A 9,803-nucleotide genomic window follows, 5' to 3' on the forward strand; every position below is an offset into this window, starting at 1 on the left:
GCACGGGACCCCGTACGGCGGCCCGCGCGGCGGCGACCCCGCCCCCCGGGCCGGCCGGGGCCATCCCGTGGGCGTCGGGTCCGGGCACGTAGCCCATCGCGACCGGGCCGGCGGGCGGACCGCTGCGCTCCAGCCGGTCCAGCCGGGCCTGGACGGACCGCTCGTCGTCGAAGGCGGCCGGGAGCAGCACCCGGGCGCAGATCAGCTCCAGTTGGAGGCGCGGCGAGGTGGCCCCGCGCATCTCCGTGAGCCCGGCGTTGACCAGGTCGGCGGCGCGGCTGAGCTCGGCGGCGCCGAACACGGACGCCTGCGCCTGCATCCGTTCCACCACGTCGGCCGGGGCGTCGATGAGCCCCTTCTCCCCGGCGTCGGGCACGGCGGCCAGGATCACCAGGTCGCGCAGCCGCTCCAGCAGGTCGGCGACGAACCGGCGCGGGTCGTTGCCACCCTCGACCACCCGGTCGACGACCTCGAAGGCGGCTGCCCCGTCCCCGGCGGCGAAGGCGTCCACGACGGAGTCGAGCAGCGAGCCCTCGGTGTAGCCGAGCAGGGAGGTGGCCATGGCATACGTCACACCCTCCTCACCCGCACCGGCGAGGAGCTGGTCCATGACGGACATGGAGTCGCGCACGGACCCGGCGCCGGCCCGCACGACGAGCGGCAGCACCCCGTCCTCCACCGTGGCGCCCTCGCGCCCGCACACCTCGCCGAGGTAGTCCCTCAGCGTCCCCGGCGGCACGAGCCGGAAGGGGTAGTGGTGCGTACGCGAGCGGATCGTCCCGATGACCTTCTCGGGCTCGGTCGTGGCGAAGATGAACTTGAGGTGCTCCGGCGGCTCCTCGACCACCTTCAGCAGGGCGTTGAAGCCCGCCGAGGTGACCATGTGGGCCTCGTCGATGATGTAGATCTTGTAGCGGCTGGACGCGGGCCCGAAGAAGGCCTTCTCGCGCAGGTCGCGGGCGTCGTCGACACCACCGTGCGAGGCGGCGTCGATCTCGATCACGTCGATGGACCCGGGGCCGTTGCGCGCGAGGTCCCGGCAGGACTGGCACTCGCCGCAGGGGTCGGGAGTGGGACCCTGCTCACAGTTGAGGCAGCGGGCCAGGATGCGCGCGCTGGTCGTCTTTCCACACCCGCGCGGCCCGCTGAACAGGTACGCGTGATTGACCCGGTTGTTCCGCAGGGCCTGCATCAGCGGGACAGTGACATGCTCCTGCCCGATGACCTCGGCGAACGACTCGGGGCGATAGCGGCGGTACAGCGCAAGGGACGACACGTCTACGAGGTTATCCGGGCCCACCGACAACAGCCGCCTGCCGCCGCCCCGGGAACGCAAAGCGCCCCTCACGCACCCGCCAGAGCCCACTTACCCTTGCTGCCTTCCGGCCCTGGGGGAGTTGGGTGAGATAGCGCCACGTGAGGGGCTGGGCCCCACCCTAGCGGATGGAACCCCCCGGAATCGAGCCCGCCCCCGCCGCCCTCCCCGTCCGGGTCACCGCCCGGACCCCCGATCCGGATCGTGTTCGCGAGCACCCCTCAACGTCTTGTATTGTTTGCGGCGGAGGATTCGCCTAGAGGCCTAGGGCGCACGCTTGGAAAGCGTGTTGGGGGCAACCCCTCACGAGTTCGAATCTCGTATCCTCCGCCAGCCCGAAGGGCCGGACCGCATCGGCGGTCCGGCCCTTCGGCGTTTCCCCGTCCCCGTCGGTCCTCGCCCGGGTGAACCCGTCCGTACGGCGCACGCGGGGCGGTGGGGTGCGCGATCGTTGGTCCGGTGCGGGCCGGATCCGGCCCCCTTGTACGTTCCCGGCCGGGCGAGGTGCCGTCATGACGTCCCCATCCACTCTGACCGGTCGGCTCGCCGGCCTCGACGGTGCGCGGCTGGCACGCCTCGTCCTGGCGCGGCCGGACGCCGTGGCGCCGCCGCAGCCCCGGTCCATGGCGGAAGTGGCGGAGCGCCTGGAGCGGCCGGCCTCGGTGGCGCTCGCCCTGCCGCGGCTCACGCTGCCGTGCCTGCAGGTGGCCGAAACCCTGGCGGGCCTGGGGGCGTTGGCGCGCGACGCCCTGGCGCGGGTCCTGGGGGCGACGTCGGCCGCCGCCGCCCGGGAACTCGACGCCGTACTGGAGACCCTGGCCGATCACGCGCTGGTCTGGCCGGACGGTGACGGCGTTCTTCGGCTGACCGCGCCGTTGTGGCGCGCGTGGGACGCCCCCCTGGGGCTGGACGCCCCGCTGGAGGAGTTGCTGGAGGGCGTGACCTCCGAGGGGCTGCGCGGCATGCTCGTGGCCCTGGGTCTCAAGCCGGCCGGTACCCGGCAGCAGCGCGTGGCCGCCGTCCTGGAGCACCACTGCGATCCGGAGCGCGTGGTCTCGGTGATCGCGAAGGCCCCTCCCGCCGCCCGGGAGCTGCTGGAGCGGCGGGCGGGGTCCGTCGCGTCCGGGGCTGCCGGGGCCGGGTCCCGGCCGGGCGCGCGATGGGCCCTGGACCGGGGTTTCCTCGTCCCCGACCAGCACGGACACGGGACGGACCGGATGCCCGCCGAGGTGGCGCTGGCGTTGCGCGGGCCGGACTGGCACGCCCCGTTCCAGCCCGTACCGCCCGCCGCGGAGCTGGTGCCCGTCACGGCCGTGGAGGCGGACCGGGAGGCGGCAGCGGCGGCCACGGCCTTCGCGGCCCACGCCGCCTCGGTCCTGTCGGTCTGCTCGGCGACTCCTGCGGCCCGGCTGAAGTCCGGTGGCGTCGGCGCGCGCGAACTGGGCCGGATCGGCAAGGCCGCGCACGCCGTCGACGTCGTGGTGCGCGTCGCGCTGGAGACGGCGCACGCGGCCGGGCTCCTGGCTCTGGACGGCCCCGGCTTCACGGCCACCGAGGAGTACGACGTCTGGGCGGCGCAGGAGCCCGCGGCCCGGTTCGCCGTCCTCCTGCGGGCGTGGTGGACGCTGCCGCTCACCCCGTCGGAGACCCGCGACGAGGACGGCAGGGCCCTCCCCGCCCTGGCCGGTACGCCCCCCTGCGACGGCTGTCCGCAGGCGCGCGCCGGGCTCCTCGCCGCGGCGGCACGGCTCCCGGCGGGGCGGGGCGCGCGGACCTCCGCGGATCTGGGGCCGCTCGTGGCCTGGCACCGTCCGCTCGCGCACCCGTCGCTCCAGGACGGGACGCCGTTCGCCACCACGATCCGCGAGGCCGAGCTGCTCGGCGTCGTCGCCCGGGGCTCGCTCTCCGCGCTCGGCGCCGCCCTGCTGGACGGCGACGACGAGCGGTTGACCGTCGAGTGCCGGCGACTGCTGCCCTGGGCCACCGGCACGGCCCGGTTCGGCGGCGACCTCACGGCCGTCGTCGGCGGTACACCCACGGCGCACCTCGCCGAGCTGCTGGACGCGACCGCGGACCGGGAGAGCAGCGGGGCGGCCTCGGTCTGGCGGTTCAGCTCCGCCAGCGTGCGCCGGGCCCTGGACGCCGGCCGCACCCCGGACGGGATCTCGGCCGAACTGGCCGCCGTCGCGGGCGGCCCCCTGCCGCAGCCGCTGTCGTACCTCATCGCCGACGCGGCGCGCCGTCACGGCCGGGTGCGCATCGCCCCGGCCGCCTGCGTCGTCCACGGCGAGGAGCCGGCGCTCCTGGCCGAGCTCGCCGCCCACCGGGGGCTGTCCCCGCTCGCGTTGCGGCAGCTCGCGCCGACGGTCCTCGTCAGCGCCGCCGCGCCCGACCGGACGCTGGCCGCGCTGCGGAAGGAGGGCTACGCCCCCGTCGCCGAGACCGCCGACGGAACCGTCCGCATCGAGAGGGCCCCCGCCCAGCGGGCCGCTGCCGTTCCGGCGCCGCGGGGAGCCTCCGCGACGGCCGGCACGGGACGTGCGGGGCCCGCGGAGACGTCGGCGGCCGCCGCCGCGGACGCCTGGGCGGCCTGGCTGGTGCACGTCCCGCCGACGGCCCCCGAGCCCGCTCCCTTCAGCGGCGGGATCCCGTTCGGAACGTGCACCGAGGAGATCGTCTCCGGGTACGCCGAGCAGCTCTCCTACACCGACGTCCGCCAGCTCGGCCACGCCCTCGACTCCGGCGGCGCCATCACCGTCGCGTACGTCGCGGCCTCGGGCAGCCACACCGTCCGCGTGCTCAGCCACCTCGAACTCGACCCGCCCTACCTCCAGGCGTGGTGCCACCTGCGGGACGCCGAACGGGTCTTCACGCTGTCCCGCATCCAGGGCGTCATGCCGGTGTAGGTCAGGCCGCCGTCCGGTCCGCGCGGGCGCCGGGTCAGGCCGCCGTGCGGTCCGTGCGGTCCGGCGTCCGGCGGGGCAGGTGGTGGCGGACGGCCCGGGTCGCCGCCGCCAGGGCGAAGCCGTAGACCGCCACCAGGCCGTGGCCGTTCTCCTGCGCCAGCCACATCGCGAGGCCGAGGACCGGCACCGCGGCCGCCAGGGCGCGCTCCTTGGGGAGGCGGGTGCGGGTGAGGAGGGCGAGGGCGAGGGTGGCGCCGAGGAAGTAGGTGGCGCCCGAGCTGCCGGCGAAGTTGCGCGGGTCGGCGCCGGGGCCGGCGCCGGGGCCGTCGCCGAAGCCGAGCAGGGCGTCGATCCGGCCGGGGAGCACGATGCCGGCGAGGAAGAAGCCGAGGGTCAGCGGGGCGCCCCAGTACCACTGGGCGAGCGCCGCGACCGCGGCCAGGGTGACGAGGTTCCACAGGCCGCCGGAGAAGCCGCCGTTCTGCAGGAACACCGAGGTGAACTCGCGCCACCAGCCGGACTTGGCCGGGTCCGCGTCCAGCGCGTCCATGGCGCCGGACCACACCAGCTGGAGCACGACGCCGCCGACGGCGAGGCCGGTCAGGGCGATGGCCGCCCAGGGGAGCGGCCGCGAGCGCAGCGTGTCGCGGCCGACCGCGCCGAGCCCGCAGTTGAACATCACGACCATCAGCGCGGCCGTGGTCACGTTGAAGACGATCGCCTCCATGACCTGGCTCCTCCCCCTGGCGACGGCGTTTTCCAACACCGTTCGAAAACCTGACAGGACGCAGGCTAGCAGGATTCCAACGGTGTTGGAATCCGTTGTACGGTGGGACGCATGAAGCTCACCAAGGAGCGCATCCTCGACGCGGGCATGGCCGTATTCGCCGAGGTCGGCTACCAGAACCTGTCCATGCGCCAGGTCGCCGACCGCCTCGACACGCATGCGGGCAGCCTCTACTACCACGTGCGCGGCAAGGACGAGCTGCTCGCGCTGATGGCCGACCGGGTCTGCCGGGGCGCCTACGACGCCGGGAGCGAGGCCCTCGCCGCCCTCCCGCCCGCCGCCACCTGGCAGGAGCGCGTCACGGCCCAGGCCGGCGCCCTGCGCCGGAGCATCAAGGAGCACCCCGGCGGCGCCCAGCTCCTCGCCGAGAGCCCCGGCACGCTCAGCACCGGCGCCCTCTCCCTGATGGAACGGCTGCTGCGCACCCTGCGCGACGCCGGGCTGCCCGCCGAGGACTGCGGCATCGCCGCCGACACGCTGCTCAGCCACGTCACCGGTTTCGTCCTCCAGGAACAGAACCAGCCGGCCGCGCCCCCCGCCGTCACCCCCGAGCTCCTCGCCGAACTGCGCGAGCGGTTCCCCCTGCTCATGGACGCCCCGGCGCCGCACCTGGGCCAGGACGAGAAGTTCACCCGGAGCCTGCGCCTGCTCTGCGCCGGTTTCGCGACGCTCGCCCGGCCCGTCCCGCCCGGGGACAGCGCGGTCAGTCCAGGGTGAGGCGGGCCAGCTCCGTGCGGGAGCGGATGCCCAGTTTCGGGTAGGCCTTGTAGAGGTGGTGTTCCACCGTGCGCGGGCTCAGGAACAGGAGGGCGGCCACCTCGCGGCTGCTGCGGCCCTCGGCCGCCAGGCGGACCACCTGGAGTTCCTGCGGGGTGAGGCGGTCCGCGAGGGCGCGGGCGGTGGGGACGGCCGGGGCCGCGGAGTCGCCCGCGGCGCGGAGTTCGGCGCGGGCGCGCTCGGCCCAGGGGGCGGCGCGCAGGCGCTCGAAGACCTCCAGGGCGGCGTGCAGCCGGGCCCGGGCCTCCGCCTGGCGGCGGGCGCGGCGCAGCCACTCCCCGTGGACGAGCAGGGTGCGGGCGGCCTCGAAGGGGCGGCCGCCCCGCTCGTGGAGGAGCCCGGCCTCCTCGAAGGCCCCCTCACGTCCCGTCAGCTGCGCCTCGCAGCGCAGTGCGAGGGCCCGGGCCCAGGGCTGGCCCCCGGCCTGCGCCCAGGAGGCCAGGCGCTGCCACGGGAGCCGGGCCCGTTCGGGGGCGCCGAGCCGGACGGCGGCCTCCACCAGGTCGCCGGTCGCGGACACCAGGGCCGTCATGTAGTGGCCCGGGCGGGTCCACGCCGACTCCAGTCGCTCCAGCGCCTCCTCGTAGCGGCCCAGGCCCAGGTCGAGCAGGCTGAGCGCGCAGGCGACCGCCACCCCGCCGTCGACGGCCTCGCCGGCCGCCGGCCGGCACCGCTGCGGATCCCCTTCGACCGCGGCGATCCGGGCGAGGGCCGCGTCCAGCCGGCCGACGCGCTGCGGCATCCCGCAGTCCTCGGCGACGGCCCGGGCCTCGGCCACGGACGCCTCCGCGTCGCGGTGGCGGCCCTGGATGACCTGGAGCCGGGCGAGCATCTGCAGCGCCTCGGGGAGTCCGCCCACCAGGCCGTCCCGGCGCCTGCGGGCCACTTCGGCGGTGACCAGCTCCTCCACCCGGTCGTCGGCGCCGAGCAGGGCCGCCGCGTACAGCGGGCGCATGCCCGGACCGCCCTCCGCGGCGGCCGCGGTGAGGGCGGCGAGCCCGGCCCGGTGGTCGCCGTCCACCAGCCCGGCCATGCCCCGGACGGTGTGGTCGCCGGGCAGGAGCCGGGCGCAGGCGCGTACCGAGTCGGCGTCCCCGGAGAACCAGGCGTACGTGGCCGCGGTGCGCAGCATCGCCGCCGCCGGTCCGGGCTCGGCTTCCGGGGCGCCCTCGACCAGGATCCGGGCCGCGGCCGCCTGGTCCCCGCGCTCGAACTCCACGGCGGCGCGGACCTCGGCGAGCGCGGCCCGCTCCGGCCCGGTGCCGGCGAGCGGTCCGGCCCTGCCGGCCAGGGTGGCGGCCAGGGGCAGGTCCCCCGCGGCCACGGCGGCGCCGGCGGCCCCGCGCAGCATCCGTCCGCGGTCCGGGAGGGAGGTGGAGAGGGCCGCGGCGCGCTGGTAGAGGTCGCAGGCGATGGCGGGCGCGGCCCGGTCCCGGGCGCGGTCGGCCGCCCGGGCGACCTCGGCGGCGACGGCGGCGTCCGGGCCGAGGGCGGCCAGGGCCAGGTGGTGGGCGCGGACGTCGGCGTCGGCCGCGCGGGCGGCGAGTTCGCGGTGGACGCGGGCGCGCCGGCCGGAGGCGGCGCCCTGGTAGGCGGCGGCGCGGACCAGCGGGTGGCGGAACGCGGCCCGGGCGCCGTCGACGCGGAGCAGTCCCGACCGTTCCGCCGATTCCAGGGCTCCGGTCCCGCTGCCGCCGAGCGCGTCGACGGTGGCCAGTACGGAGGCCAGGTCACGGCTGCTGTCCGCGGCGGCGGTGAGCAGCAGCAGCCGTACGTCGTCGTCCAGTTCGGCGATGGTGCCGCGGAAGGAGGCCAGGACGCGGTCGGTGACCCGCTGGCCGCCGCAGGGGCCCGAACCCCGGTCGCCCCGGCCGAATTCCAGCAGGGCCAGGGGGTTTCCGTCCGCGCTCTCCAGGACGTGGGCGCGCCGCGGGGCGGACAGCCGGTAGCGGTCCAGCAGTTCGGCGGCCGCCCGCCGGTCCAGCCGGGGGAGGTGGAGCTCGGGCAGGCCGCGCGCGTCGAAGCCCTCGTCGCGGGCGGCGAAGACGAGGGCCACCGGCTCGGCGGCGATCCGCCGGGCCGCGAACAGCAGGGCGTCCGCGCTGCTCTGGTCCAGCCACTGGGCGTCGTCGACCACGCAGACCACCGGGCCGGACTCGGCGAGGCGGGCGAGCAGGGTGAGCAGGGCGAGGCCGGTGGTGTACCGGTCGGCGGGGCCGGCGGAGCCGCCGAGCACCGTGCGCAGCGCCTGCGCCTGCGGGCCGGGCAGCTGGTCGACCAGGTCCTGTACGGGCCACAGCAGTTGGAGCAGGGCGGCGCCGACGAGGTCGCGTTCCGCCTCGCAGCCGCCCACCCGCAGCAGCGTGTGCGCCGGGCCCGCCGGGATCCGGTCCAGCAGGGCGGACTTGCCGATGCCCGCCTCCCCGCGCAGGACGAGTGCTCCCCCGCGTCCTTCCCGTGCCGCTTCGAGCAGCGCGTCGAGCGCCGCTTCCTCGGACTGCCGCCCGTAGAGCATGTGCCGCTTCCCCCTCGCCGCCCGCGCCGCCCTCCGGGGCGCGTACGCGGGGCAACCCGCGGCGCTCCCGGCGGACTTACGTAGCCGCTGCCAGAAACCTTACTGATCCGCCCGGCGGCCTCCCCCGCCTACGGTCGGGACCAGGTCGCGGCACCCGCCGTGACCTGGTCCTCAAGTGGCGCTCAGGCAGCATTCCGGCGCCCGCCCCTACCGTCGGGGCCGGGATCGCGGTGTCCGCCGCGGCAACCGCCCTGCAGCGCCTCTCACCAAGGAGTCCGATCATGACCGTGCGCGTCCTCGCCCTCGTCGGCAGCCTCCGGGCCGGCTCGCACAACCGTCAACTCGCCGAGGCGGCCGTCAAGCACGCGCCCGGCCACGTCTCCGTCGAGATCCACGAGGGTCTCGCCGAGATCCCCTTCTACAACGAGGACATCGACGTCGAGGGTTCCGTCCCCGGCGCGGCGGCCGACCTGCGGGCGGCGGTGGCCGGGGCCGACGCGCTCCTGCTCGTCTCCCCCGAGTACAACGGCACCATCCCCGCCGTGCTGAAGAACGCGATCGACTGGCTGTCCCGCCCGTACGGCACCGGCGCGATCACCGGCAAGCCGGTCGCCGTCATCGGCACCGCCTTCGGCAGCTACGGCGGCGTGTGGGCCCAGGACGAGGCCCGCAAGTCGGCCGGCATCGCTGGTGGCGCCGTGCTCGAGGAGGCCCGCCTCTCGGTCGCCGGTTCCGTCACCCGCTTCGCCGAGACCCACCCCGGCGACGACACCGAGGTCGCCACCGCGGTCCTCGAGGTGCTCGAGCAGCTCGCCACCAAGGCGAACGCCTGACGCCCGGCCGCCGCGGCCCCGCGGGAACTTCACGCTGCCGCCGGTTCACCGGCCGGAAAGGAACACCGCCATGCTCACGCTGACCCCCCGCGAAGGGGCGGCCCCGCGGGTCTTCGGCCCGGCCCCGCACGGCCAGGGCTCGCAGATCTCCCCGATCATGCTCCAGGAGGAGCTGTGGGGGCGGATGCGCGCGCTGCCGTTCGTCTACATGGCCCCCACGCTGGTCTCGGTCCCGCACGCCCGGTCCCTCTTCATCCCGGAGGGCATCGGAACGGGTCCGGTCGAGGCCTTCCAGCGCGGTAGGGAGTGGGCCCACATCCACCCCCACCACGACGGCTCGCTCCACCTCACGCTTCCGAAGGAGGCCGAGGAGGAGGTGATCGCCGCGGGCTGGGGCGTGCACCACCCGGTGCAGGCCGTGGTGCTCGTGTACGGGCCGAGGACGGCGGCGGAGCTGGAGACGGTCTGGGAGATCATCCGGTTCTCGTACCGGTACGCGATGGGCGCGAAGTAACGCACCCCGGTGTACGGAAGGGGGCGGGCCCCCCCACCGGGGCCGCCCCCTACCCGTGAACCCCCTCGGGGTGGGGGGGGGGGTCTGGACCCCCGGCCCCCCCCCCAGCCCAGGGGGGGGGGCGCCCCCCCGGCCCCGGCGCGGCGCCGCCCGGGG

7 protein-coding genes, 1 tRNA gene and 1 other RNA gene are annotated in these 9,803 nt (G+C 76.3%); 5 read left to right on the forward strand and 4 right to left on the reverse strand.

Annotated features, from left to right (window positions below):
- Both ACFVXK_RS11960 and ffs read right to left on the reverse strand, forming a co-directional pair.
- A partial coding sequence (locus ACFVXK_RS11960; protein WP_389611386.1) for a DNA polymerase III subunit gamma and tau occupies positions 1-1,276 on the reverse strand: 1,276 nt, incomplete at its 3' end.
- Between the two features lie 54 nt (positions 1,277-1,330).
- Positions 1,331-1,429, reverse strand: an RNA gene (gene ffs, locus ACFVXK_RS11965) — signal recognition particle sRNA small type.
- Between the two features lie 131 nt (positions 1,430-1,560).
- On the opposite strand from ffs, the gene ACFVXK_RS11970 reads away from it, so the two are divergent.
- A tRNA-Ser gene (locus ACFVXK_RS11970) sits at positions 1,561-1,648 on the forward strand.
- Between the two features lie 179 nt (positions 1,649-1,827).
- Positions 1,828-4,221 carry a helicase-associated domain-containing protein gene (locus ACFVXK_RS11975; RefSeq protein ID WP_389611387.1) on the forward strand — a complete coding sequence of 798 codons (2,394 nt, stop codon included), beginning with the start codon at positions 1,828-1,830 and terminating at the stop codon, positions 4,219-4,221.
- A gap of 34 nt (positions 4,222-4,255) precedes the next feature.
- Here the strand turns inward: ACFVXK_RS11975 and ACFVXK_RS11980 are convergent, their stop codons facing one another.
- Positions 4,256-4,948, reverse strand: coding sequence for a hypothetical protein (locus ACFVXK_RS11980; RefSeq protein WP_389611388.1), 693 nt, complete (start codon positions 4,946-4,948; stop codon positions 4,256-4,258).
- 111 nt (positions 4,949-5,059) lie between these two features.
- Between ACFVXK_RS11980 and ACFVXK_RS11985 the strand changes: the two genes are divergently transcribed.
- Positions 5,060-5,725, forward strand: a complete 666-nt coding sequence (locus tag ACFVXK_RS11985; protein WP_389611389.1) for a TetR/AcrR family transcriptional regulator — start codon at positions 5,060-5,062, stop codon at positions 5,723-5,725.
- Here ACFVXK_RS11985 and ACFVXK_RS11990 read toward each other — a convergent pair.
- Entirely contained in the window at positions 5,712-8,300 is a 2,589-nt protein-coding gene (locus ACFVXK_RS11990; RefSeq protein WP_389611390.1) for an AAA family ATPase, read from the reverse strand. The genes ACFVXK_RS11985 and ACFVXK_RS11990 overlap by 14 nt on opposite strands.
- Positions 8,301-8,581: 281 nt before the next feature.
- Here ACFVXK_RS11990 and ACFVXK_RS11995 point away from each other — a divergent pair, with 281 nt between their 5' ends.
- Together ACFVXK_RS11995 and ACFVXK_RS12000 are read left to right on the forward strand one after the other, a co-directional pair.
- Positions 8,582-9,133: an NAD(P)H-dependent oxidoreductase gene (locus ACFVXK_RS11995; protein ID WP_389611391.1), complete on the forward strand. Its 552-nt coding sequence runs from the start codon at positions 8,582-8,584 to the stop codon at positions 9,131-9,133.
- Between the two features lie 70 nt (positions 9,134-9,203).
- On the forward strand, positions 9,204-9,647 hold the full coding sequence (locus ACFVXK_RS12000; RefSeq protein WP_389611392.1) for a luciferase family protein: 444 nt from the start codon (positions 9,204-9,206) through the stop codon (positions 9,645-9,647).
- Positions 9,648-9,803 lie beyond the last annotated feature (156 nt).

Origin of the sequence: Streptomyces sp. NPDC058157 (assembly GCF_042884105.1) — a bacterium.
Taxonomy (GTDB): domain Bacteria; phylum Actinomycetota; class Actinomycetes; order Streptomycetales; family Streptomycetaceae; genus Streptomyces.